Below are 22,900 nucleotides of genomic sequence, written 5' to 3' on the forward strand. Positions count from 1 at the left end.
CGCCGTCAGCGGATCAGATAGAATTCGGTCTCGCGGCCATCGAGCCAGTGGAAGGCTTTCCCGTCGAACCAGCCGTCTTCCTCGAGGCGGAACGGGATGATCTGCCCGCCCCACTCGGGCACCGCCGCCTCGGTATTGAGCTCGATCGAGAACGCGGTGTCGGCAACGAGCGGATGCTCGCCGGTCGGGCTCGGCCCCTGATTGTCCCAATACCCGATCGACGACCCCGCCGCGTGGCCGTGATAGCCGAGCGGATGCGAATAGATCGAGGGCTTCAGGCCTTTGTTGATGGCATTTGCGCGCGTCTCCGCGAGGAGCGTGTTGCCGGTCACGCCTAGGCGGAACCGCGAGGTCAGCATGTCCTGAAGCTTGTTCGCCGCCGCAAGCCCCGCGCGCAATCCCGCCGGTGCGGCGGTCTCGCCGGGACGCAGGACATACGCAAGCTGCTGGGTATCGGTGTTGAGGCGGAGATAGGTAATGCCGAAGTCGCACCACAGCATGTCGCCCGGTTCGATCACCGTCGCGCCCTCCAGCGGCTGGGGCGCACCCTTGCGGAACGCATCGATCGACGGGTGAAACCACGTGTCGAGGCCGAGCGTGCGGATCCGCTCGCGCATCCACCACTGGACGTCCTCGGTCGTCGTCACGCCGGGGGTGATGACCTTGCGCGAAAACGCCTCGGCGATGATCGAATGCGCGATCGCGACGATGCCCGGATAGCGCGCGAGCTGGTCGGGGCTGCGCGTCTCGAGCCAGCCGACCGCGAGCGCCTCGCTCTCGACGATCCGGCTGCGGAGCGCTGGCGAGAGCGACCCGGCCAGCGCTTCGTATTGCGAATGCGTTAGGCCGTCGCCGAACGCCGTCAGCGGTGACACGTCGACGACGATCTTGTGCGGATTGCGAGCAGCGACGATCGCAGCGAAGGCGCGCCACTGGTCGGGCTCCTTCGATGGGTCCCACACCGGTGCGAACAGCCCGGCGAGACCGTAGCGGCTGACCGTCAGGCGTTCGAGCGGCTTGCCGCCGCCGGGATCGAAAAAGATCAGGATCGTCCGCCGCCGCGCGTGCAGGCTGCGCGCGTCGAGCATTGTCGCGACGACCGGATCCTCGGCATATTCACGCGCGACGAGGACCCACATGTCGACGTGCTGCTCGCGCATCAGGCGCGGGACGATCGTGTCGAGGCGCGTCTTGAGGTCGGCGTCGATCACGGCGGCCTGCTCGCGCAACGGGAGGACCGGCGGGGCGGCCGCAACCGCGATCGTGTCGGTCAGCGCCATCGCGCACACTGCCAAGCCTGTCAAAACCCTGCGTCGCATCTCAGTCCCCCGGTCCGTGCCAACCGCTAATTCTGTCTGCCTGCTACGGGAGCGCCTTGCCGATGCTGGTTACATACTCTTCCAGCTCGACAAAATTATGCAGTCCGAGCTGGCGCTCGCCTTGCTCGATCTCGTAGATCATGCCGCACAGCCGCTCGTTGAGCCGTGTATCGGCGCCGACCGCACGGCCGAAATCGACCAGCTTGCCGTTCGACGAGCGGACCTCGGACGGGCGGTTGCGGTAGACAATGTCCCACCAGATGCCCGACCCCTGCTTGCGAAAGACGTGCCCGCCGGGCTTCTGGTCCTTCTTCAACAACCAGATCGCGTGATTGATGTTGGCGATCAGGCGCGCGGTGTCGTCGGCGGTCTTCACCCGGTAGTTGGCGGGGTCGAAGAAGTCGAACGCCTCGACCGCGATCCCGTTGGCGTCGGCGATTTCAAGCGCCTCGCGGACGACCGCTCCGGCGACCCGCGCATAGCGTTCGTTGCCAAGCGTCTCATGGATGCGCGCGTCGGCGAGCGCAGAGAATACGACCTGCGCCGAATAGACTTCCTTCGCCCAGATCTGACCCCAGATGTTCGACGACACCTGCACCTCGGTCAGCTCGCCGAGCATCGCGGCGAGTTCAGCAAGCCGCGGCGTCGGCGCACCCGACATCTCGCCGAGCTGAATCGGGCCTTCGTGGACGAATTCGAGATGCCCGGGATCGACGAGCGCCCCACCATAGTTCGGGATTGACCCGATGACGCGGCCCGCGGACCCGACGCCGGTCTCGTCGAGCACCTCGGCGATGCGCGGCTCATTGAAGCCGTTCTGGAATGACACGACGAAGCTGTCACCGCCGAGCAGCGGCACGATTTGGCGCAATGCTTCTTCGGTGTGCTGTGATTTGGTTGCGATCAGCACCGCTTCGAGCGGCCCGTTTACAACATCGGCGAGCGCGTCGATGTGCGCGGCGTGGACCGGCACACGCATTTCGCCACGGATGCCGTCGATGAAGATGCCGTCGCGGTTCATCGCGTCGACATGCTCGGCCCAGCGATCGACGAGCAGGACGTCGTGCCCGGCGCGGGTCATGTACGCCCCGGCGAGCCCACCGATCGCACCCGCGCCGATGATCGTGACCTTCATGCCGCTTGTTCCCCGACGCTGCCGTCGTTCTGATCGTTGGCGAATATCGCCGACTGGTCGCGGAATGCCTTGAACTCGAGGACATTGCCCGACGGGTCGGCGACGAAGAATGTGCCCTGCTCGCCGGGCTGGCCGGCGAAGCGGACGTGCGGCATGACGACGAAGTCGTTGCCGGACGCAGCGATCCGGTCGGCGAGGCGCTGCCATTCTGGCCAATCGACGATCGCGCCGAAGTGCGACAGCGGGACCTCCTCATCGTCGACGCGGGTCATCAGCACCTTGTCGGGGCGCGGGCCGACGTGCGCCGAAATCTGATGGCCGTAGAATTCGAAGTCGATCCAGTTCGCCGCCTCGCGGCCTTGCCGGCAGCCGAGCAGCCCAGCGTAGAACTGTCGTGTCGGCTCGATCGCATCGATGCGAAAGGCGAGGTGAAATGGGCTCATCGGGTGTCCGTGTCGGTTCGACGATCGGTTTACCGGCTTGTCGTGGGCTGACCAGCGACTTTAAAGTCCGGCTGACATGATTTCATTGCACCTTTGATGCGGCGTCGCCTGCTGCCGTCGTTGACCGCGCTGCGGACGTTCGAGGCAGTGGCACGCTCGATGAGCTTCACCGAAGCCGCCGCCGAGCTTAACGTCACCCAAAGCGCCTCCAGCCGTCAGGTTCGCGCGCTCGAACAATTCCTCGACCTGCCGCTGTTCGTTCGCGGCAAGCGCGCGCTCGAACTGACGCCCGAGGGGCGGGTCTATGCGGCCACCGTCAAGGACGCGCTCGACGGGATCGAGCTGGCGACGCTGCAGGTTATGGCGAACGAGCGCGGCGGCGGCGTGCTGACGATCGGGACACTGCCGACGCTGGCGATGCGCTGGCTGATCCCGCGGCTGTCGTCGTTCAGCGACGCCCATCCGCGGATCACCGTCAACATCATCTCGGGCGACGGCCCGCTCGTGCTCGGTGCGCAAGGGGAGGACGTCGCGCTGCGCTTCGGCACCGGCGACTGGCCGGAGAACGACGTCTACCGCCTCGGCCTCGTCGAGGAGATGGTCGTGGTGTGCAGCCCCGAGCGTGCCGCGGGTCCGCCGCCGATCGAGACGCCGCAGTCGCTCCGCGGCCACGTCCTGCTGCGCCACTCGACTCGCGCCGGGGCATGGCCGCATTGGCTCAGCGCTGCCGGGATCACCGACATCGATCCCGGCGGCCCGAGCTTCGAACATTTCTTCATGATCATCCAGGCAGCGGTTGCCGGGCTCGGCGTGGCGCTGTTGCCGCGCTTCCTTATCGAGGACGAGTTGCGCAGCCGGGCTTTGGTCATGCCGCTGACACTGAGCACGATCTATGACGGCGGCTATTATCTGATCTGCCCGCGCGGGCGGTCGGAGCTCCCCAAGATCCGTGCGTTCCGCGACTGGCTGCTCGCCGAAAGCCGCAACTGACGCGCCCTCACTACGGCTGCTTTAGGCGTTCCGACTGCTGAAGCTCGCGCCAGATGGCGTGGTTGGCGAGCGGTAAAGTTTTCCCAAGCCCATGATTATTTGTGCCCGAAACGAGCCGCTATCGCGGTTGTCTGCCGGTCGGCGTCAGGCATACTCGACCTGTAACAATTATTGATCGAGGACGTCGCATTGTCACAGGCCCCTGACGCCATCGGCACCGAACTCGCAGCGGTGACGATGGGCATCGACCGCTTCGAACGGACGGCAGCGACCGGCGGCAGCCTGCTCGACGGCGAGGGTTTGGTGCCGATCTATCTCGGCGACGACCTCGTCACCGCGAAGGTCTATGCGGGATGGCTCGAGATTTTTGCCGATCTCGACAAGCTTGGTGCCCGCGCGGCGACGTCTCCCGAGGATGCACGCGGGGTTTTCCTTCGCGAAATGGTCTCCTCGCTCAAGGCGGCCGCACGTTTGTTTTCGGGCGCGGAGATGACCTACGCCGAAAAGGTCCGCAACCTCGTCGGGGCCGAAGCCGCGCCGGTTCCCGATGCCGAGATCGACGCTCACGCTGACCGCCTGTCCGCCGGACTGGCGCGCGCCGGCTTCGTTCGCGGCTCGCTGCGCGAACGCGTCGAGGCGTGGGAGGAGGAGCGGGCGATCGCGCCCGACAAGATCGAAGCCGAGTTCCGCGAGCTGATGACCGCCGCGCGAGCGCGAACAGCGGCAATGATCTTCGACCCCGGCGATTATGACATGGCGCTCAACCCGCTGCGCAACATCCCGTTTACCGCGCGCTGTGGTTTCGCCGAGCGGCGCATGGATCTGAACGTCGATATCGCCTTCACCCGCGCAGCACTCAAGCACCTCGTCTGCCACGAGGTCTTCCCGGGACACGCGACGCAGCTTCTTTACACGCTCGCCGAAGTCGAAGCAGGGCGGTCCGAAGCCGACGCCTTGCTGTGCACCGCGAATGCCGTGACCGGCTGTGTCCAGGAAGGCATCGGCGATCAAGGCGTCGAGCTGATCGACTGGATCGAGGACGACGACGACGACATTCATTTGTCGCTGCGGTCGCTCAAGAGCGCGGTCCAGACGACGGCGGCGTGGCGGCTGATGGACGGCGGCGAACCCGCCGAGACCGTCGCCGACTATCTCCGCGAGACCGGCTGCGGCCAGGAAGCATGGGTCCGCGGGCGCCTTAACATGGCGAGCCACCCATTCCGCGGGCCGTTCATCGCCAGCTATTACGCAGGCAACGAAAGCGTCCGCCGGGTCCGCGAGCGCGTTGCCTCTCCGGACCGCGCCGCTTTCAACGCCTATCTATTCGGGCAGGTGCACAGCCCGCGCAGCCTCGAAATGTTCGACACGAGCGTCGCCGCTTGACCGGCCGGCTCAAGGTCGGCGTGATCGGCGCGCACAACTGGGCCGAGCAGGCGCATCTGCCGGGCTATGCCGCGCACGACCGCGTCGACCTCGCCGCGATCTGCGACATCGATATCGCGCGCGCCGAGAAGATGGCGGCGAAGTTCGGCATCGCGGCGGTCTACACCGACCATCGCGCGATGCTCGCCGATGCCTCGATCGACTTGATCGACGTCTGCACCCCGACCGCGACGCATCTGCCGCTCAGCCTCGACGCGATCGCCGCCGGCAAACATGTGCTGTCTGAGAAGCCGTTGCACACCGATGCCGCGCCGGCGTTCGATGCAGCGCGGCGGGCGGCCGAACGCGGCGTGCGGACCAAGCTCGGCTTCACCTTCCGCTATTCGCCCGCCGTCCGCCGCCTCAAGCGCTTGATCGAGGACGGCACGCTCGGCGAGATCTTCCATATCCATGGGCTAGAGCAGAATTCGCAGTTTCTCGATCCCGATTACCCGCTGCGCCAGTTCGACATCACCAGCCCGCGCGACCGGCTGATCCCGGCGTCGATCGTCGGCTACGGCTCGCACCTCGTCGACCTAATGCGCTGGCTCGGCGGCGACTTTTCGGCGGTGGCGAGCACGATGCGCAACTTCGTCCCCGAACGGCTGGTTCGCGGGCTCGAGGGACGCCAGCGCTTCCAGGTCGAGGACGGCACCGTCGCACTCGTCGAATTCGCCGCCGGAGCGCAGGGCATGCTCCAGACGAGCTATGTCGCGATCGGTAATTATCCGGGGATCGAACTTCGCGTCTATGGCTCGAAGGGCGCGGCGGTCGCGCGGCTGGTGACCGAAGCCGGGGTCGCCGAGACCCTCCACCTCGCCCGCGCCGACGATGTCGAGTTCCGCGCGGTCGAGGTCGCCGCCGCCGACCTGCCGCCGGGCACCGACCTCGGCACGCCGTGGCCCGAGCTGTATTTCCGCAACCTGATCCGCTTCTTCGTTGACGAGATCGTCGAGGACCGGCCCGAGGAATGCACCTTCTTCGACGGCGCCAAGAGCCAGCAGATCGTCGATGCGATCATCGCCGCGCACGTCGAACGGCGCTGGGTCGAGGTCGGCTGATGAGCGCGGTCGCCGACGCCTATCTCGAACACCATTTCACCTTCCGGCCGGTCGACGCCAGCTTCATGGGGCTGCCCGGCTACGACGATCGCCTGCCCGACGCGTCGGCAGGGGCGGCGGACGCCGAACGCCGCGGGCTCGGCAAGCTGCGGGCGATCCTCGGCGAGCGGCCCGAGGGCGACGACGTCGGCGCGCGGCTCGACCACCGCCTCGCCGAGGCGCAGATCGCAATGAGCGAGGCGGCGCTCGATCACCTGCCGCGCTTCGCCAACCCGGCGTGGTATAGCGGCGAAGCGGCGTTCGCGGTCATCGGGCTGCTGCTGCCGAGCGGACGGCCGACCCCGCGAAGTGCCGTCAAGGCGCGGCTGGAGGGCATCCCCGACTTTCTCGCCGATGGCCGCGCCCGGCTGGCCGGAGCGGCGGCACCCCGAGGGCAGACGCTGCGGGCGATGCGCGAGGCGGCAGCGGCGGCAACATTCCTCACCGGCGACCTGCGGCTCCACCCCGATTGGGACGGTGACTGGGCCGAACCGGCGGCGCGCGCGGCGGCGGCGTTCACGACCTTCGCCAGCGCGATCGCCGATTTGCCCCACCGGTCCGGGGCGTGCGGCACCGCGTATCTCGAATTGCTGATGCGGCAGGTCCACGGCTTCGACCTGACCGCCGAAGCCGCGCTCAAAGCCGCCGACGCGCGCTATGCCGAGCTTGGCGAAGAGCTCGCCGACCTCGCCCCGCGCGTCGACCCGGCACGTTCAGCCGACGCGATCATCGCCGGGCTGAGCGAGCATGTCGCGCCGTCCCCCGACGCGGTGATCGAGACTTACCGCGCGCTCGACCATAAGGCGCGCGACGGGGCGGTGTCGCTGGTAACGACCGCCGACGACTATGCGCTCGAGTATCGCACGATGGCACCGTGTTTTCGGACGGTGGCGCAGAGCCTGTATTTCCTGCCGTACCGCTCGCCGCCCGCAGGCAGCGCCGGCGCGGGCAGCGTCTATTGGGTCGCTCCGCCGCCGCCCGACACCGCCGCCTATCTGCGCGGCAATTGCGCGGCGAACGTCAAGATCATCCACGCCGTCCACCACGGCAGCGTCGGGCATCACACGCAGAACGCCCGCGCGCGCGGCGCGGCATCGCGGCTCGCGCGGGTCGCTGGGACCGACTGCGCACTCGGCCTCGCCTTCCTGTCGTCGGGGTCGATGGTCGAGGGCTGGGCCTGTTACGTCCAGGACATGATGGCCGACGCGCCGGGCTTTTATTCGCCCGCCGAACTCGTCTACCTCAAGCAGATGGAGCGGCGGAACGTCGCCAGCATCATCGTCGATATCCGCCTCCACACCGGCGAGTGGTCGCCCGCCGAGGCGTCGGCGTTCTACCGCGACGCCGGGTTCGCGCCCGAGCGCATCGACGCCGAAATCACACGCAACGTCATGCTCCCCGCGACGCGGCTGATGTACGCGCTCGGCGTCGACGCGATCCGCGACCTGCGCCGCCGCTGGCGCGGGTCGGTGCGCGACTTCCACGACACGTTGATCAGCTATGGTCATGTCCCCGTCGCGTGGGCGGGCGACGAGATGGCGCGGGCGGGATTGCTCGCGTGACCCCTATAGCATCAGACCCGGTCGTCGACGTCCGTGGCCTGACGCTCGATTTCATCGATCGCGACGGCGGCACGGTCCGCGTCCTCCACGGCGTCGACCTGACGATCGCAGCGGGCGAGACGCTCGCGCTCGTCGGCGAGAGCGGTTCGGGCAAGTCGGCGACGAGCCTCGGCATCATGCGCCTCCACCGCCCGCGCGGGACGATCGTCGGCGGCGCGGTGTGGCTCGCGACCGGGGCAGGGCCGCCGGCCGACCTGCTCAGCCTGTCGTCGCGCGCGATGACGACGGTCCGCGGCGCGCAGGTGGCGATGATCTTCCAGGAGCCGATGACGAGCCTCAACCCGGTCCACCGGGTCGGGACCCAGATCGGCGAGTCATTGCGGCTCCATCGGGGCCTGCGCGGACGCGCGCTCGACGCCGCGGTGCTCGCGTCGCTCGCCGAGGTCGGCATCCCCGATCCGGTCCGCCGCGCCGCCGCATTTCCACATGAACTGTCGGGCGGCATGCGCCAGCGGGTGCTGATCGCGCTGGCACTCGCGTGCGACCCGCGCCTGCTGATCGCCGACGAGCCGACGACCGCGCTCGACGTTACCGTCCAGGCGCAGATCCTCGATCTGCTCCGCACGATCCAGCGTGCGCGCGGCATGGCGATCCTGTTCATCACCCACAGCCTCGCGGTCGTCGCGGAGATCGCCGACCGCGTCGCGGTGATGTACGCCGGCCGGATCGTCGAGCAGGCCCCGGTCGCGGCGCTGTTCGCCCGCCCGCGCCACCCATACACGCGCGCGCTCCTCGAAAGTCTCCCCGGCAACGCGAGCGGCAAGCGCCTGCGCGTCATCCCGGGCTCGGTCGTCGACGTCCGCCGCCCGCCACCGGGGTGCGCCTTCGAGCCGCGCTGCGCGATGGCTGCCGATCCGTGTGCCGTGACGATGCCCCCGGCGGCGATGCTCGGCGACGGCCGGGCGTCGCGCTGCCACCGCTGGGCCGAGCTATGACGGCGCTGCTCGACGTCAACGACCTCGGCGTCGAGTTCCGCCTGAAGTCGCCGCCGTGGCGTCCGCCGCTCGTCCTCCACGCGGTTCGCGGCGTGTCGTTCACCGTCGCCCCCCGTGAAATCCTCGGCGTCGTCGGCGAGAGCGGGTCGGGCAAGACCAGCCTTGGCCGCGCGGTCCTCCGGCTGCTGCCGATCAGCAGCGGCGAGGTGCATTTCGCCGGACGCCGCATCGACCGCCTGACGGGCCGCCAGCTCGGACCGGTGCGCCGCCGGATGCAGGCGGTGTTCCAGGACCCGACGAGCAGCCTCAACCCGACGATGACGGTCGGCGCCGCGGTCGGCGAGGGGCTCGGCGTCCACCGTATCGGCACCCGCGCCGATCGGGCCGAGCGCGTTGCGGCGATGCTCGACCGCGTCGGGCTCCCGCGCGGCACGGCGCAGAATTACCCCGGGGCCTTGTCGGGCGGGCAACGCCAGCGGGTCGGTATCGCGCGCGCGCTGATCGTCGCGCCCGACCTGCTGATCGCCGACGAGGCGGTGTCGGCGCTCGACGTCTCGGTCCAGGCCGGGATCGTTAATCTCCTCCTCGACCTGCGCGAGGAGATGGGGCTGGCGATGCTGTTCATCGCGCACGATCTCGATGTCGTCCGCCACTTCTGCGACCGCGTCATGGTGCTGTATCTCGGCCGGGTGATGGAGACGGGGCGCACCGCCGACGTCTTCGCCGCGCCGCGCCATCCGTATACCCGCGCGCTGCTCGATGCAGTGCCGCGCCTCGTGCCGACGGGGGAGCCGCGCCGCCTGCTCGCGGGCGATCCGCCGAGTCCGCTCGCGCCGCCGTCGGGCTGTGTCTTTCGCACGCGCTGCCCGCACGCGATCGCTGCCTGCGCCGAGGTCATGCCGCCGCTCGAAGCCGATGCCGACGGGCACGCCGCCGCCTGCATCCGCCAGCACGAGGTCTGAAGAATGCGCCGGATCCTCATCGCTGTCCGCAACAACCGCGAGGTCTTCGCCGACCTGTTTCGCGCCGAACTCCCGGGCCACGACGTCGTGACGACGGAGCCCGACGATGCGACACCGACTGCGTATGCTGTCGTCGGCCTGCCGCCGCCGGGCCTGCTCGCGAGCCTCCACGGGCTCGAGGTCGTCCTTAGTCTCAATGCCGGGGTCGAATATCTGCTCGCGTCGGGGGAGGTGCCCGACGGCGTGCCGCTGGTGCGAATGGTCGACCCCGGCCTCGTCGCCGGGATGGTCGAATGGGTCGCCGCGCGCGTCCTCGCATGGCACCGCAACCTGTTCGATTACGCCGCGCTTCAGGCCGAAGCGCGCTGGAAGCCGCTCCCCGAGAAACTGGCGAGCGAGCGGACGGTGACGGTGCTTGGCGCGGGTGAACTCGGCCGCCCGGCGGCTGCGCTGCTTTCGGCGATCGGCTTCCGCACCCGCGTCTGGAGCCGCGAGCCGCGCGAGATTCCCGGCGTCACCGGTTTTGCCGGGCGCGACCGGCTCGCGGCGGCGGTCGAGGGAGCCGACGTCCTCGTCAACCTGCTGCCGTCGACGGCCGCGACGACCGACCTGATCGACCAAGCCTTGCTCGACCGGATGGCGCCGGGCGGCTTGCTGGTCAATGGCGGACGCGGAGCGACGCTCGTCGACCGCGACGTGCTTGCTGCGCTCGACGACGGCCGCCTCTCCGCTGCCGCGCTCGACGTCTTTCGCACCGAACCGCTCGCCGACGGCGATCCATACTGGGGCCACCCGCGCGTCTTCGTCACGCCGCACGTCGCCGCGATCAGCCACGCGCGCACCTCGGTCGCGGTCATGGCCGACACCATCCGCCGCCACGAACGCGGTGACCAGCTGCTCCACGTCGTCGACCGCGCCCGGGGATACTGAGCGTGCCGGGGGGCTTTGATCAGTGGACGCGGCGCGGAACGCTCGCGGCGATCGCGGCGAGTGCACTACCCGGCTGTGGCCCGGTCCGCCGCCGCAACGACAACACGCTGGTCGTCGGCCTGACCTATGACCTCGACACGCTCAACGTCTATTCGACCGGCTTTCTTGGCGACGTTCAGGCGGCGGTGGTCGAAGGGCTGATCGCGCCCGACGGGCAGGCGCACTACGTTCCGGTGCTCGCGCTCGACGTGCCGACGCTCGCCAACGGCGGCATCGTCGTCGCGCCCGACGGGCAGAGCATGACGATCACCTACCAGTTGCGCCGCGGCGTCCGCTGGCACGACGGTGCGCCGTTCACCGCCGCCGACGTCGCCTTCACCTGGGCAGCGGTCCGCAACCCGGCGTTCATCGCCGAATCGAAGGACGGGTCCGACGTCATCGTCGCGGTCGATACGCCCGATCCCTACACCGTGATCTGCCACTACGACCGGGTGGCACCTACCTTTGCCGCGACGATGTTCACCTTCGGCATCCTGCCGAAGCACCTGCTCGACGGCGTCGACCTCAACACCGCCGGATATAACGAGCGGCCGATCGGCACCGGGCCGTTCCGCGTCACCGCGTTTAAGCGCGGGCAGTATGTGCTGACCGAGCGCAATCCATATTACTGGCGCCGAGACGCGGCGGGGCGGCAGTTGCCGTATATCGACCGGCTGATCTTCAAGATCATTCCCAACTCGAACACGTTGCTGACTCAGCTGCGGTCGGGCGAGCTCGATCTCGTCACCCAGACGCCGTACGACCAGGCGAAGCAGATGGGGGCGCTCCCCGGCGTCGAGCTTGTCCGCTCGGCCGTGTTGTCGTGGCAGCACCTCGATTTCAACTTCAAGAACCCGACGTTGCGTGATTCCGCCGTCCGCCGCGCGATCGCCCATGCCATCGACCGCGACGCGCTGGTCCGGGTCAACGGCGGGTTCCAGCGACCGATCAAGTCCGTTGTCGTGCCGACCTTCGACTTCTACGATCCCGCGACGCCCGACTACCCGTTCGACCCGGCGAAGGCGCGCGCAATCCTCGACGCGGCGGGGTACCGCGTCCAGCGCGACGGCGTTCGCGCGAAGGGCGATGCGCGGCTTGCGTACCGCTTCGTCTGCCAGGCGGGGAAGGGCGACGACGAGCTCGCCCAGCAAGTCATCCTCGCGCAGCTGGGCGCGATCGGCATCGCCGCGTCGGCCGACAACAAGACCGGCGTGTCGTACCGCCAGGCGCGCTACAAAGGCGATTACGACCTCAACTACGGCACGTGGGTGACCGGGGCCGACCCCGTGTACAGCCGCTTCTTTTCGACTAAGGGCGCGAACAACGGGCAGGGGTATGCCAATCCGGCGATGGACCGCATCCTCACCCGGATGGAGTCGACGCTCGATCCCGCCGAGCGGCGGCGCGCGGCGTTCGCCATGCAGCATCTGCTCGCGGTCGACCTGCCGACGATCCCGCTGACCAGCGGCGCTGCGGTCGCGAGCAAGCGGACCCGGCTGCGCGACTATACGCCGAACCCGACCAACATGACGGCGTTCGTCTCGTGCGCCGGCTGGCGGTTGCAGGCATGAGCGGGCGGGGACTCATCGCGCGGCTGCTTGGGATCATCCCGCTGCTCCTCGGCATTTCGCTCGTCCTGTTTGCAGTCGTCCATCTCGCGCCGGGCGGCCCGCTCGACGTCTATGCCGATAATCCGTCGGTGACCCCGGAAGCGCTCGCGCGGATCGCCAAGGCGTACGGCCTCGACCTGCCGTGGCCCGAGCAATACGGGCTGTGGCTGCGGTCGATGCTGACCGGCGACTGGGGCTATTCGATCCGCACCGGCCGTCCGGTCCTGCAGGAGATCGTCGAGCGGCTCGGCCCGACGCTCGAACTCGGCGCGGTGGCGATGACGATCGCGTTTGTCGCCGCGGTCGCGCTCGGCGTCGTTGCGGCGTTCGAGGAGGGACGGCGGGTCGACCGGGTGATCGTCGCCGTCACGCTTGGCGGGCTGTCGATCCCGGTCTTCTGGCTCGGGCTCGTCCTGCAATATGTCCTCAGCGTCCGGCTCGGCTGGCTGCCGTCGGCGGGGCTTGAGACGATCGGCGGGAGTTCGTTCGCCGACCGCGCCGCGCATCTCTTGATGCCCGCCGCAGTCCTCGCCTTCGCCACCGGAGCGGGCTGGACGCGCTACCTCCGTGCCGGGATGATCACCGCGCTGCGGCAGGATTATATCCGCACCGCCTACGCCAAGGGCCTGTCGACGCAGACCGTCCTGCTGCGCCACGCGCTGCGCAACGCCATCGTCCCGGCGATCAGCATCATCGCGCTCGACCTTGCCGGGCTGGTTTCGGGCGCGGTCATCACCGAGGCGGTGTTCGCGTGGCCGGGGGTCGGCAGCCTGTTCGTCGAGAGCATGGACGGGCGCGACTATCCGGTGCTGATGGGCGTGCTGATGATGGGATCGCTCGCGGTGATCCTCGCCAACATCATCGCCGACCTCGCGCAGGCCGCACTCGATCCCCGGCTCCGCAATGGATAGGCGGGTCACCATTCCTGCACGCGCGTGGTCGCGCCGAGCTCGTCTGCCGACGCCGGTCATCGCTGGCGGTGCGATCCTGCTCGCGCTGCTGCTCGCGGCGGTGTTCGGTCCGATGCTGTCGCCGTACACTTACGACGAGCAGAGCCTCGCACTCCTCGGCCTGCCGCGTGCGCCGTCATGGGCGCACTGGCTCGGCACCGACGAGCTCGGTCGCGATGAACTGACCCGGTTGCTCTACGGCGGGCGCATCTCGCTCGCGATCGGGCTGGCCGGGGCGGCGGTGGCGACGCTGTTCGGCACCTTCGTCGGGGCGCTCGCCGGTTATGCCGGGGGCATCGTCGACGGCATCGCGATGCGGTTGACCGACGTCATGCTGTCGATCCCGGCATTGCCGCTCGTCCTCGTCGTATCGGGGCTGATCCGGCCGACGCCGACGCTGCTCGTGCTGCTCGTTGCGGGGCTGATCTGGACCCCGTCGGCGCGGCTCGTCCGGGCACAGGTCGCCGGGCTCAAGACGAGCGATTTCGTCGCGGCGGCGCGCACGCTCGGGGTGCAACCGGTGATGATCGTCACCCGCCACATCCTGCCGAACGTCGGCGGCGCGATCGCGGTATCGGCAACAATCGCGGTCGGCGGCGCGATCCTCCTCGAATCGGCGCTGTCGTTCCTCGGCTTCGGTGTCCAGCCGCCGACGCCGAGTTGGGGCAGCCTGCTCAACAAGTCGCAGCCGTGGCTGGTCAGCGCGCCGTGGCTGTCGATGCCGCCGGGCGTGCTGATCTTCCTGACGATACTCGCAGTCAATTTGGTCGGCGACGGCCTGCGGCGGAGCGGTTCGCGATGACCGACATTAACGAGTGTGGCAAAATGGAGACAACGCAGAATTTTGTATGAAAATGGCCGAAAACTCTATTGTGCAAGTGCGAAGTGATCGGCAGCATATAAAAAGACCAAGAGTACCGGAGGGGTAAAGCCGGGACCATATTGTCGCGTAGAACTTCATAACAGGGAGTGGGCTATGATTGTATCTTCCCGCGGGCGTCTTCTCGCGTCGACTTTACTTGCCGGATGCATGGTCGTGTCCGCACCCCTTTTTGCTCAGGAGGCAAGTGGCGCTGCTTCAGCGGGAATTGCGAACCCGGCATCTCAAGCCACCGAGAGCGTAACTGCTAATCCCGACGAGCTCGTCGTCACCGGTACACTGATCCGTAACCCGGCACTGGTGTCGGCTACCCCGGTCCTCGTCACCGGCCAGGCGGAAATCCAGCTGCGCCAGTCGAACACCGCCGAAGACCTGCTGCGCGGGCTTCCCGGTGTCGTCCCGAGCATCGGCAACGCGGTCAACAACGGCAACGCCGGCTTCTCGTTCGCCGACCTTCGCGGCCTCGGTCCGAACCGCAACCTCGTCTTGCTCGACGGTCAGCGGATCGCTCCGGCCGACGTCATCGGGCGCGTCGACCTCAACAACATCCCGCTGGCGATCGTCGACCGCGTCGAGAACCTGACCGGCGGCGCATCGACCACCTACGGCGCCGACGCGATATCGGGCGTCATCAACTTCGTCACCAAGAAGGACTTCACCGGCGTACAAATCGACGCGTCGAACCAGCTCACCGAAAAGGGCGACGGCAATTATTTCCGCGTCGACGGCACGCTCGGGGTCGGGTTTGCCGACGGCAAGGGCAACGCCATCTTCTCGTTCGGCTACCAAAACGCGTCGGCGGTCTATCAGGGCGACCGCCCCTACTCGATCACCGCGCTCGACTCGTTCTCGGGCAAGCCGGCCGGCTCGAGTTTCTCGAACCCGGCGGTCTTCACGCTGCTCGGCAACACCGGCGGCCGCGTCCAGACGGTGCCGTCGTCCGGCACGTTCAACACCGGCGTCTACCAGCCGTTCAACTTCAACCCGTACAACATCTTCCAGCTGCCGTTCCAGCGGTACAACGTCTACGGCTCGGGCCATTACGAGGTCGCCGACAACATCGAAATCTACATGCGCGGCCTGTATTCGAAGAACGTGACGCAGACGATCGTCGCGCCGTCGGGCGTCGCCGGATCGAACGTCACGATCCCGCTGTCGAACCCGTACCTGACGGCCTCCGAGCGCAACGTGTTCTGCGGCGACGCCGGCTTTACGGCGGCGGAGTGCACCGCGGCCGCGACGGCCACGAGCCCGACCAACCCGGCGTATCGTACCGTGACCGAGGAACTGCGCCTCCGCTCGGTCGATGCCGGTCCGCGCGTCGACCGCTACGAGACGCAGGTGTTCGATTATCGCGCGGGCTTGCGCGGCGCGATCACCGACCACCTCAATTTCGACATCGCCGGCAGCTACGGCGAGAGCACCAACGACCACACCGAGGCGGGCTATATCTCGGTCTCGCGGGTTCGCGATGCGCTGCTCGCAACGAACACCACGACCTGCCTGAGCGGCAATGTCGGCTGCGTCCCGTTCAACATCTTCGGTGCGGCGGGATCAACCACGGCGGCGATGAACAAGTACGTCGTCGTTCCGGCCTTCAGCGTCGTCCGCGCATCGCTCGCGCAGGGGTCGGCGCAGATCAACGGTGACGTCGGCATCTCCAGCCCGTTTGCCAGCAAGCCGATCAACTTCGCGGTCGGCGGCGACTACCGCAAATACCAGGCGTCGCAGAACGGCGACATCGAGAAGACGACGCCGGGCGAACTCGGTCTCGATTCGACGCTGACCCCGTTCAACGGTGGCTATGACGTCCTCGAAGGCTTCGCCGAATTGATCGCGCCGCTGGTCGAGGACAAGCCGTTTTTCCGCGAGCTGACCTTCGAAGGCGGCCTGCGTTATTCGCACTATAAGGTCGACGCGCCGACCAACCCGACCTTCAACACGACGACGTACAAGGCGGGTGCCAATTGGACCCCGGTCGATGGCGTCAAGTTCCGCGGCGTCTATCAGCATGCGGTTCGCGCGCCGAACATCAACGAGTTGTTCCAGCCGGCGAGCCCGAGCCTGACCAACCTGTCGGCCGACCCGTGTTCGGGAACGAAGCCCGTCGGTAACGCCAATCTGACCGCGATCTGCCTCGCGCAGGGCGCTCCGGCGGCATCGATCGGCAAGATCAGCGACCCGGCATCGGGTCAGCCGAACACCACGACCGCGGGCAACCTCGGCCTCAAGCCGGAAAACTCGAACAGCTTCACGCTCGGCATCGTCCTTCAGCCGCGCCAGTATGTTTCGGGCTTCTCGATGACGGTCGACTATTTCAACATCAAGGTGACCAACGCGATCACGTCGCTGTCGCCGCTCGACGCGATCAGCGCCTGCTTCGGGGCGGTGACCGCCGCGAGCGCCGCGAGCTCGGGATGTACCGTCATCCGGCGTAACCCGAGCACCGGCGCGCTCGACGGCGATCCGGCGACGACCCCCGGTCTGTACCTGCCGCTGACCAACCAGGGCCAGTTGCTGACCGACGGTATCGATCTCGGGGCGAACTACCGCCACGATGTCGGCCCGGGCACGCTTGCTCTGTCGTTCCAGGGGACGTGGACGCATCGCGCACTGTTCAAGGCGACGCCGACCGCGATCAGCCGCGAATGCGTCGGCTATTACAGCACCAACTGCGGCGGTGCCGGTGCACCGGAGAAGGGATCGCTCCAGCCGAAGTACACGTGGAACCAGCGGACCAGCTACTCGATCGGCGGGGTCGATCTCTCGCTATTGTGGCGGCACATCAGCGAGATGAACCAGGAGCCCGATGACGCGCTCAACGGCGACGGACCCGCGCTGCCCGCCTTCGCCCACATCAAGCCATACGACTATTTCGACGCCAGCCTTCGCCTCGCCGCGACCAAGGCGCTCGAATTCACGATCAGCTGCCAGAACCTGACGAACCGGCAGCCCCCGATCGTCGGCTACGATATCGGCACGACGTTCTTCAACAGCGGCAATACGTATCCGTCGACCTACGACACGCTCGGCCGCCGCTACGCTGTCTCGGCCCGGCTTAAGTTCTTCTAGGCGAAGCGCTTATCGTTCCCCTCCCGCAAAGGGAGGGGAACAGACTATGAGAGGTCAGCCCGCGATCAGCGGGGCGGGGAGCACCAGCGGGATGCCCGCCGCCGCCGCGACCGCCTCGGCCCAGATCGCGACCTTGTCGACCTCGTCCTTATGGAGCGACAGGCCCTCGCGCTGTTCGCGGGCGCGGTCGTCCGCGCCGAACGTGTCGCCGGTCTTCGAACTGGTGGTGAAGGCAGGGCCGGCGACGACCGCGCCGACATCGATCTTCAGCCCGAACAGCGTCGCGATCGCGCTCATCGCCGCCGCCGGTTGGCGCAGCAGGTGTTCGCTGTCGAGCGTGCGGATGCGCTGGTCGCCGAAGCGCGCGGCCATGCGGACGAACAACGCCTGCTGCGCCAGCCAGCCGACCGCGGCGATCTGCAGGTCGGTCTGCTTGATATAATCGCCCGGCTCGAATCCCATCTGAACCATCCCCTCGGCGTGGAGACCAGCGAACAGCTCGCGGACCCACAGCCGCCCCCACATCCCCTTGCGCGCAACCGAGGCGAGGAACACGCGGAGCGGCGCGTAGAGGATGAGCGCGTGAATGTCGGTGCGCATCGCCATCATCGCCGGCGCGAGGCCGTTGACGACGTTCGATGGCTTGACCACGACGGCCTCGCCGGGCTGCAACGGCCGGGCGAGCACGATCAGCGCATCGCGGAGCAGCGGCGCAAGGCGCTCGGGGTCCATCCCCTGGCGGCGGCAGCCGACGATATCGTTGAGCAGGACAGGCTCCTTCAACGTGGTCGCCACCCCCGGCACGTCGAGCGCGCGCGCCACCAGCGTCGAACAGCAGAACGCCGAATGGAGCACGAGATGAAGCCGCGCCGGTTCGGCCGCCGACGCCATCACCTCGCTCCGGTGGAGTGCCAGCGCGGGCCGCCCGGCGGGGAGATATTCGTCGGTGATGAAGGTCGCGCGGGCATGATCCTCGCGCGCCAGGCGGAGGAAGCGGATAGCATCGGCTCCCGGGTCGTAGCGATGCGCGAGCCATTGGCCGTCGCGCATCACCGCGCGATAGTCGACCGGGGCGCCGCCGCTCGTTTGGGTGTGACGGATCACGCTCTCGCTGCAGCGAGCCGCCAGCGCGCCATATTGTCGTAATAAGGCTGCGCAGCGTCGGCGATCGCCCGAAGATCGTCGGGCAGGGCGGGGGCCGGTGCAGCAGGCGAGGGCGGGGCAAAGCCGGTCGACTGCTCGACGACATCGTACCACGCCGGGGCCCAGACACCGTCGCTCGCGCGCGGTCCGGCGGGCCAGCTCAACATCCGCTCGGAGAAGTCGACACCGAGCGCCGCGCATAACGCGGTCAGCATACCTCGTGGTTCGGCAAGCACGTCGGCAGTCTCGATCACCGGCGGCGCGGTGCCGGTCCGCTGCGCGACACGGTCGAAGATCTCAGCCTGCCGGACGACACCGATTTCGCCGAGCGTGACGTCGCTGCGCTTGCGGACATACGACGCCAGCACCGCTGCGGGGTCGCGAATGAGAAAGGCGTTGATGCACGCATCGGACCAGTCGAGGCCGAAGCCGTCGATCATGTGGTGGCACATGTGCTTCTGGTACCAGACCGGCTTGCCCCCAGGCACCGGGCCGGTCACTGCCGCCGCGACGTCGCGCCAGTCGGTCGGTTGCGACGCGAGCACCTCGGCGCGCATCGGATGATCGAGCCCGGTGGCGGCGAGATAGGCGGCGTAGAACGGTTCGTCGCTAACGACGGTGTCGTCGCGGTTCTCGAACGCGCGCATCATCGCCGTCGAGATGTTGCGCGGCCCCGACCACATCGCGATCCTGACCGTCATACGAGCCGGTTCGCTGCAGCGTCGGTGTCTTTCATCGCCTCGTAAGCGGCGAGCAGCCGGGCGGTCACCGGTGCGCCGGTCCCGGGCATTGCGCACCCGTCGATCTCGCGGACTGCGGTGATGCCGCCCATCGTCCCGGTCACGAAGACCTCGTCGGCGTTGCGAAGTTGGTCCACTGGGAAATCTCCCTGTCGCAACGGCGCCGCGCCGGCCGCGCATGCCGCGATCACATTCTGCCGGGTGATGCCGTTGAAGCAATAGACGTCGCCCGAGGTGAAGACGGTGCCGTCCTTGACCCAGAACAGGTTGGTCGCGTTGCAGCTGGCGACGTTGCCGTGCGGGTCGAGCATCACCGCCTCGTCGGCGCCGTCATCGATGACTTCGAGCAGGGCGCGGATCAAGTTGAGGCGGCTGTGCGAGTTGAGCCGCATGTCGAAAATGTCCGGCCCCGAAGTCAGGGTTGCGGCGGTCCGCAGCACGAGTCCGTCGCCCGCTGCCCTTGGCGGTGACACCTTGAACTCGGCGGTGACGACGATCGTCGCGCCACCTGCCATGTGGCGCGGGTCCTGGTTGATCGTCCGCTTGCGCCCGCGCGTGACCATCAGCCGGAGGTGTCCGCCGTCGGTCATGCGGTTCGCGGTGAGGAGCCGCACGAGTTCGGCGGTCAGCTCGCTGCGCGTCAGGCCGATGTCGATGCGGATCGCACCTGCGCTGGCGAACAGCCGGTCGAGATGGGCATCGAGGAACAGCAGCGCCCCGCGATGGAGCCGCAATCCCTCCCACACGCCGTCACCGAGCCCGAACCCGGCGTCGAAGATAGATACCGATGCCGTGCTCGCAGGGACGAGCGCGCCGCCGACATACGCAAGGATGCCGGCGTTGCGCGGATCGTCGACGAAGTCCTGGCTACCCGCCATCGCGCGTCCGGCTCAAAGCTCGACCGGGGCGCCGTGGGCCGCGGCGCTGGCGATGATCGCCTCGAGCATCTCCATGACCTCGATCGATTCGGCCTCGCCGATCCCGGTCCAGCCTGCGGGGTCGCCGCGGACGAGGTCGGCGAACGAGTCGGCCTCGGCGCGGAAGCCGTCCAAAGGTTCGAACCGGCGCGTCTCGTTGGTGGCGTCCCACCCGCCGCGGCTGATGTCGACGACCCCGGGGGCTGCGGCGGTCAGATGGTTGAGATATTCGGTCATCACGACACCGCCCTCGCACGCGATCGTCGCGCGGCGGTAGACGCCGGTGCCGAACGAACACGCCGCCTGCGCGAGCAGTCCGCCGGGAAATTCGATGTTGGCGATCAACGTCGCGTCGACTCCGCTCTCGGTCCACGTCGCCATGGCGCTGACGCGGATCGGCTTAACCCCCGCAAGCAGGCGGATCAGGCTGACCGGGTACGTTCCGGCGTCGAGCAATGCGCCGCCGCCGAGACCGGGATCGAGCCGGATATTCGACGGATTCGCCACCGGGAAGCCGAACGCCGCCTGGATGATCTTCGGCCGCCCGATGTCGCCCGAATGGACGAGCTCGGCGACAGCATGCGTCTGCGGCTGCGCGCGATACGGGAATGCCTCGACGAGGCACCGCCCGGCGCTGTGCGCGGCGGCGAACATCGCGCGGGCATCGGCGGCAGTGACCGCGATCGGCTTCTCGCACAGGACATGCTTGCCCGCCTCAAGCGCGCGGATCGTCCATTCGGCGTGCATCGAGTTCGGCAGCGGATTGTAGATCGCCTCGACCTCGGGGTCGGCGAGCAGCGCGTCATAGCTGCCGAGCGCGCACGGGATCGCATGGCGCTCGGCAAAGGCCTGCGCCGCGGCGAGATCGCGGCTCGCGACGGCGACGACCTTCACCTTGTCCGACGGTTTGACCCCGGCGATGAAATGGCGCCCGATATTCGCGGTGCTGAGGATGCCGATGCGCAGCGGACCAGTGTTGTCGGTGTCGGCCATATGCTCCCCTGCGGCTTGATCGCTCAAGTCTTTAGCCCGCTCGGCGTAACGATGTCTTCCGGATTCGTCGGGTCTCGACAACAAGTTCGGCAGGCAATGATGCACCGCAGCGTGTTTCGGTTGCGGCCCGCAACGATCTGGCTAAACTCGGCTCCAGCGATGATTCTTAACCGCCCATGACCCTACGAGACCGTCGCCCTCGTTTCGAATTGCGAGCGCATTTTCGCGTGGCGGCGACGGTCGCCGACCGCGCCATCACTCCCGGCGTCGCGCTCTGAACGACACGGTCGCCATCGCCCCGGCGGCCGTCGCGTCCCCCGCGTCCGATCGCGCGTTCCTCGGCCACCCGCGCGGCCTCGCAGTTCTCGCATTCTCCGAGGCGTGGGAGCGATTTTCCTACTCGGGCATGCAGACCCTGCTCGTGCTCTACACGGCACACTCGCTGTTCCAGCCCGAGAACATCGGCAAGATCTGGGGATTCGCCGGGTTCCGCAGCTCGCTCGAAGCTCTCTACGGCCCGCTGTCGACGGCGGCGCTGGCGTCGAGCACCTTCGGCATCTACGCGGGACTCGTCTATCTGACCCCGATCCTCGGCGGGTTGCTCGCCGACCGGCTGCTCGGCAAGACGCGAACGGTCATCATCGGCGCGGTGCTGCTGACCGCCGGCCATTGGCTGATGGCGTACGAGCAGAGCTTCCTTATCGCGCTCTCCTGCCTCGTCCTCGGCGTCGGCTGCTTCAAGACCAACATCACCGGGCAGGTCGGCGACCTGTACGTCCTCGGCGATCCGCGCCGGGCCCGCGCCTTCCAGATCTTCGTCCTGTTCATCGCCATCGCCGCGGTCGCTGCCCCGCTCGTCTGCGGCACCCTCGGTGAGAAAGTCAGCTGGAGCTGGGGCTTCGGCTCGGCCGGCATCGGCATGGTCGTCGGCCTGTTCACCTACCTCGGCGGGCGTCGCTGGCTGCCGCCCGAACCCGCGCCGAAAAAACGCGGCGGCGTCGTCGAGCCACGACCCAGGCTTGCGCCCGGCGAGGGGCGCGTCATCCTGATCCTCGTCCTGCTGCTCCCGGTGCTGACGCTGTCGACCGTCGGCAACGAGCAGATGTTCAACGCCTATCTGCTGTGGGGCGAGGCGAACTACCAGCTGACCTTCTTCGGGATGACGATGCCGATCACGTGGCTGATCTCGATCGATTCGGTCATCGCGATCCTGGCGATGAGCGGGTCGCTGTTGTTCTGGCGCTGGTGGGGCAAGCGGCGGCACGAGCCCGACGAGATCACCAAGCTGACGATCGGGACGATGATCTGCGCGCTCGCGCCGCTCGTGCTGTCGGTCGCGTCGCTCTACGCGGCGGGCGGGCACCGCGTCAGCCTCGGCTGGGGGCTGGTGTTCCACGCGATCAACGAGCTCGGTTTCGCCAACGTCTATCCCGTCGGCATGGCGCTGTATTCACGCTGCGCCCCGCGCGCGCTCGGCGGCACGATGATCGCGATCTACTTTCTCCACCTGTTTGCGGCGAATGTCCTCGTCGGGCGCTTGGGCGGCCTGTTGTCGACGATGTCGGGGGCGTCGTTCTGGCTGCTCCATGCCGGACTGATCGCGGTCGCAGCGCTGATCCTGCTGCTCGTCCGCAAGCTCGCCGGCCGCCTGCTTGCGCCGACGGTCGATCCCGAGGCCGCGTTCGCCTGACGCTGCCA

At 67.9% G+C, this 22,900-nt stretch carries 19 protein-coding genes; 12 read left to right on the forward strand and 7 right to left on the reverse strand.

What is annotated here, in order from left to right; genetic code table 11:
* Window positions 1-5: 5 nt before the first annotated feature.
* The 3 genes from KZX46_RS15470 to KZX46_RS15480 form a co-directional block, all read right to left on the reverse strand.
* On the reverse strand, window positions 6-1,280 hold the full coding sequence (locus KZX46_RS15470) for a M24 family metallopeptidase (RefSeq protein ID WP_226895995.1): 1,275 nt from the start codon (window positions 1,278-1,280) through the stop codon (window positions 6-8).
* Window positions 1,281-1,362: 82 nt separating this feature from the next.
* On the reverse strand, window positions 1,363-2,454 hold the full coding sequence (locus KZX46_RS15475) for a ketopantoate reductase family protein (RefSeq protein WP_219774722.1): 1,092 nt from the start codon (window positions 2,452-2,454) through the stop codon (window positions 1,363-1,365).
* Window positions 2,451-2,897 carry a VOC family protein gene (locus tag KZX46_RS15480; protein ID WP_219774723.1) on the reverse strand — a complete coding sequence of 149 codons (447 nt, stop codon included), beginning with the start codon at window positions 2,895-2,897 and terminating at the stop codon, window positions 2,451-2,453. The genes KZX46_RS15475 and KZX46_RS15480 overlap by 4 nt, the downstream gene beginning before the upstream one ends.
* A 96-nt stretch (window positions 2,898-2,993) precedes the next feature.
* Between KZX46_RS15480 and gcvA the strand changes: the two genes are divergently transcribed.
* The 11 genes from gcvA to KZX46_RS15535 all read left to right on the forward strand — a co-directional run bounded on the left by gcvA (window position 2,994) and on the right by KZX46_RS15535 (window position 17,409).
* Complete coding sequence (gene gcvA, locus KZX46_RS15485) at window positions 2,994-3,887, forward strand: transcriptional regulator GcvA (protein WP_219774724.1); 894 nt, start codon at window positions 2,994-2,996, stop codon at window positions 3,885-3,887.
* A 189-nt stretch (window positions 3,888-4,076) separates the two neighbouring features.
* A complete protein-coding gene (locus KZX46_RS15490) occupies window positions 4,077-5,270 on the forward strand; it encodes a hypothetical protein (protein ID WP_219774725.1) in 1,194 nt (397 codons plus the stop codon).
* Entirely contained in the window at window positions 5,267-6,370 is a 1,104-nt protein-coding gene (locus KZX46_RS15495; protein ID WP_219774726.1) for a Gfo/Idh/MocA family protein, read from the forward strand. The genes KZX46_RS15490 and KZX46_RS15495 overlap by 4 nt, the downstream gene beginning before the upstream one ends.
* Window positions 6,370-7,971 carry a DUF885 family protein gene (locus KZX46_RS15500; protein WP_219774727.1) on the forward strand — a complete coding sequence of 534 codons (1,602 nt, stop codon included), beginning with the start codon at window positions 6,370-6,372 and terminating at the stop codon, window positions 7,969-7,971. Before KZX46_RS15495 ends, KZX46_RS15500 begins: the two co-directional genes overlap by 1 nt.
* Window positions 7,968-8,966, forward strand: a complete 999-nt coding sequence (locus KZX46_RS15505) for an ABC transporter ATP-binding protein (protein ID WP_219774728.1) — start codon at window positions 7,968-7,970, stop codon at window positions 8,964-8,966. Before KZX46_RS15500 ends, KZX46_RS15505 begins: the two co-directional genes overlap by 4 nt.
* Window positions 8,963-9,928: an ABC transporter ATP-binding protein gene (locus tag KZX46_RS15510; RefSeq protein WP_219774729.1), complete on the forward strand. Its 966-nt coding sequence runs from the start codon at window positions 8,963-8,965 to the stop codon at window positions 9,926-9,928. The genes KZX46_RS15505 and KZX46_RS15510 overlap by 4 nt, the downstream gene beginning before the upstream one ends.
* Window positions 9,929-9,931: 3 nt before the next feature.
* Window positions 9,932-10,858 (forward strand): glyoxylate/hydroxypyruvate reductase A, encoded by a 927-nt coding sequence (locus KZX46_RS15515; protein ID WP_219774730.1) that lies wholly within the window; start codon window positions 9,932-9,934, stop codon window positions 10,856-10,858.
* A 2-nt stretch (window positions 10,859-10,860) separates the two neighbouring features.
* The gene (locus KZX46_RS15520; protein WP_219774731.1) at window positions 10,861-12,468 is read left to right on the forward strand and encodes a peptide ABC transporter substrate-binding protein; all 1,608 of its coding nucleotides are present in this window, start codon (window positions 10,861-10,863) and stop codon (window positions 12,466-12,468) included.
* A complete protein-coding gene (locus KZX46_RS15525) occupies window positions 12,465-13,418 on the forward strand; it encodes an ABC transporter permease (protein WP_219774732.1) in 954 nt (317 codons plus the stop codon). The genes KZX46_RS15520 and KZX46_RS15525 overlap by 4 nt, the downstream gene beginning before the upstream one ends.
* Window positions 13,411-14,259 carry an ABC transporter permease gene (locus KZX46_RS15530; protein ID WP_219774733.1) on the forward strand — a complete coding sequence of 283 codons (849 nt, stop codon included), beginning with the start codon at window positions 13,411-13,413 and terminating at the stop codon, window positions 14,257-14,259. Before KZX46_RS15525 ends, KZX46_RS15530 begins: the two co-directional genes overlap by 8 nt.
* 228 nt (window positions 14,260-14,487) lie before the next feature.
* Window positions 14,488-17,409 carry a TonB-dependent receptor domain-containing protein gene (locus tag KZX46_RS15535; RefSeq protein WP_226896294.1) on the forward strand — a complete coding sequence of 974 codons (2,922 nt, stop codon included), beginning with the start codon at window positions 14,488-14,490 and terminating at the stop codon, window positions 17,407-17,409.
* A 54-nt stretch (window positions 17,410-17,463) separates the two neighbouring features.
* Here KZX46_RS15535 and KZX46_RS15540 read toward each other — a convergent pair whose 3' ends face one another.
* Genes KZX46_RS15540 through KZX46_RS15555 form a run of 4 tightly spaced genes read right to left on the reverse strand, consistent with a single transcriptional unit; the run spans window position 17,464 to window position 21,202 of the window.
* A complete protein-coding gene (locus KZX46_RS15540; RefSeq protein ID WP_226895996.1) occupies window positions 17,464-18,513 on the reverse strand; it encodes a hypothetical protein in 1,050 nt (349 codons plus the stop codon).
* Window positions 18,510-19,253, reverse strand: a complete 744-nt coding sequence (locus tag KZX46_RS15545; RefSeq protein WP_219774735.1) for an HAD family hydrolase — start codon at window positions 19,251-19,253, stop codon at window positions 18,510-18,512. The genes KZX46_RS15540 and KZX46_RS15545 overlap by 4 nt, the downstream gene beginning before the upstream one ends.
* Window positions 19,250-20,170 carry an aminotransferase class IV gene (locus tag KZX46_RS15550; RefSeq protein WP_219774736.1) on the reverse strand — a complete coding sequence of 307 codons (921 nt, stop codon included), beginning with the start codon at window positions 20,168-20,170 and terminating at the stop codon, window positions 19,250-19,252. The genes KZX46_RS15545 and KZX46_RS15550 overlap by 4 nt, the downstream gene beginning before the upstream one ends.
* Before the next feature lie 12 nt (window positions 20,171-20,182).
* Window positions 20,183-21,202 (reverse strand): Gfo/Idh/MocA family protein, encoded by a 1,020-nt coding sequence (locus tag KZX46_RS15555; protein WP_219774737.1) that lies wholly within the window; start codon window positions 21,200-21,202, stop codon window positions 20,183-20,185.
* A 292-nt stretch (window positions 21,203-21,494) separates the two neighbouring features.
* On the opposite strand from KZX46_RS15555, the gene KZX46_RS15560 reads away from it, so the two are divergent.
* Window positions 21,495-22,892 carry a peptide MFS transporter gene (locus KZX46_RS15560; protein WP_226896295.1) on the forward strand — a complete coding sequence of 466 codons (1,398 nt, stop codon included), beginning with the start codon at window positions 21,495-21,497 and terminating at the stop codon, window positions 22,890-22,892.
* Window positions 22,893-22,900: the final 8 nt, after the last annotated feature.

It is taken from the genome of Polymorphobacter sp. PAMC 29334 (genome assembly GCF_019431245.1).
GTDB classification, from domain to species: Bacteria; Pseudomonadota; Alphaproteobacteria; order Sphingomonadales; family Sphingomonadaceae; genus Polymorphobacter_B; species Polymorphobacter_B megasporae.

Excerpts from the sequence above, each read along its gene's own strand:
- KZX46_RS15480 (WP_219774723.1), bottom strand. The coding sequence starts at position 2,897 with ATGAGCCCATTTCACCTCGCCTTTCGCATCGATGCGATCGAGCCGACA.
- KZX46_RS15510 (WP_219774729.1), top strand. The coding sequence starts at position 8,963 with ATGACGGCGCTGCTCGACGTCAACGACCTCGGCGTCGAGTTCCGCCTG.
- KZX46_RS15535 (WP_226896294.1), top strand. The coding sequence starts at position 14,488 with ATGGTCGTGTCCGCACCCCTTTTTGCTCAGGAGGCAAGTGGCGCTGCT.
- KZX46_RS15530 (WP_219774733.1), top strand. The coding sequence starts at position 13,411 with ATGGATAGGCGGGTCACCATTCCTGCACGCGCGTGGTCGCGCCGAGCT.
- KZX46_RS15525 (WP_219774732.1), top strand. The coding sequence starts at position 12,465 with ATGAGCGGGCGGGGACTCATCGCGCGGCTGCTTGGGATCATCCCGCTG.
- KZX46_RS15555 (WP_219774737.1), bottom strand. The coding sequence starts at position 21,202 with ATGGCCGACACCGACAACACTGGTCCGCTGCGCATCGGCATCCTCAGC.
- KZX46_RS15500 (WP_219774727.1), top strand. The coding sequence starts at position 6,370 with ATGAGCGCGGTCGCCGACGCCTATCTCGAACACCATTTCACCTTCCGG.
- KZX46_RS15550 (WP_219774736.1), bottom strand. The coding sequence starts at position 20,170 with ATGGCGGGTAGCCAGGACTTCGTCGACGATCCGCGCAACGCCGGCATC.
- KZX46_RS15475 (WP_219774722.1), bottom strand. The coding sequence starts at position 2,454 with ATGAAGGTCACGATCATCGGCGCGGGTGCGATCGGTGGGCTCGCCGGG.
- KZX46_RS15515 (WP_219774730.1), top strand. The coding sequence starts at position 9,932 with ATGCGCCGGATCCTCATCGCTGTCCGCAACAACCGCGAGGTCTTCGCC.
- KZX46_RS15545 (WP_219774735.1), bottom strand. The coding sequence starts at position 19,253 with ATGACGGTCAGGATCGCGATGTGGTCGGGGCCGCGCAACATCTCGACG.
- gcvA (WP_219774724.1), top strand. The coding sequence starts at position 2,994 with ATGCGGCGTCGCCTGCTGCCGTCGTTGACCGCGCTGCGGACGTTCGAG.
- KZX46_RS15470 (WP_226895995.1), bottom strand. The coding sequence starts at position 1,280 with ATGGCGCTGACCGACACGATCGCGGTTGCGGCCGCCCCGCCGGTCCTC.